Here is a 1,093-nt window from a genome sequence, read left to right on the forward strand (position 1 = left end):
TCGACGATCAACTCACCGAAATCTTGCGCAACGGAGCCCGTGCCCTGCTCGCCAAGGCAGTCGAGGCCGAGGTCGCGGACTTTCTTGACAAGCATGCCGATTTGAAGACCCAGGACGGCCACCAGCGCGTCGTCCGCCACGGTCGCCTGCCGGAACGCGAGGTGATGACCGGTATCGGTCCGGTCACCGTTCACCAGCCGCGTGTGCGCGACCGCGCGGCCGCCGCCGGCGATCCCGGCCGCATCCGGTTCTCGCCGTCGATCCTGCCGCCCTACATGCGCCGCTCGAAGTCGATCGAGACGCTGCTGCCGATCCTTTATCTGAAGGGCATCTCAACCGGTGACTTCTCCGAGGCGCTGGCGGCGCTGCTCGGCAAGGATGCTGCCGGCTTGTCGGCATCGGCCATCGGCCGCCTGAAGGACGGCTGGTTCGACGAGCACGCCGCGTGGCAGAAGCGCGATCTGTCGGCGAAGCGCTACGTCTACATCTGGGCCGACGGCATCCATCTCGAAGCCCGCCTCGAGGACGAAAAGCAGTGCATCCTGGTGCTGATCGGCGCGACGCCGGAAGGCCGCAAGGAACTGGTCGGCTTCACCGATGGCGCCCGCGAGAGTGCGCACGACTGGCGCGACCTGCTGCTCGATCTGAAGCGGCGCGGGCTCGATGCTTCCCCGCGGCTCGTCATCGCCGATGGCGCACTCGGGTTCTGGAAGGCCGCTGGCGAGGTCTGGCCGAAAACGCGCGAGCAGCGCTGCTGGGTGCACAAAACCGCCAACGTGCTCGCCAAGTTACCGAAGAGCCAGCAGCAGAAGGCCAAACGCGCGTTGCAGGAGATCTGGATGGCCGAAACGAAGGTCGCTGCCGAACTGGCGTTCGAAGCCTTCATCGAGAGCTACACGCTAAAATACGAGAAGGCGGCCGACTGCCTGGCCAAGGATCGAGACACGCTGCTCGCTTTCTACGACTTCCCGGCCGAGCACTGGAAGCACCTGCGGACGACGGATGAGATGGACAAGCGATTTTTTCATGACCGAGATGACGGTTGCAGAAATCGAGTACGTCCATTCTTTTGTTCGGCTGCGCCGCGGGCCAT

The 1,093-nt window shown here is 64.5% G+C and carries 1 pseudogene; it reads left to right on the top strand.

Annotation, left to right across the window (positions count from 1 at the left end):
• Positions 1–1,022: pseudogene (locus tag K359_RS56765) on the top strand (IS256 family transposase); the annotation flags it as partial.
• Positions 1,023–1,093: the final 71 nt, after the last annotated feature.

The organism is Bradyrhizobium sp. th-b2 (assembly GCF_000426785.1).
In the GTDB taxonomy this organism is placed as follows: domain Bacteria; phylum Pseudomonadota; class Alphaproteobacteria; order Rhizobiales; family Xanthobacteraceae; genus Bradyrhizobium; species Bradyrhizobium septentrionale.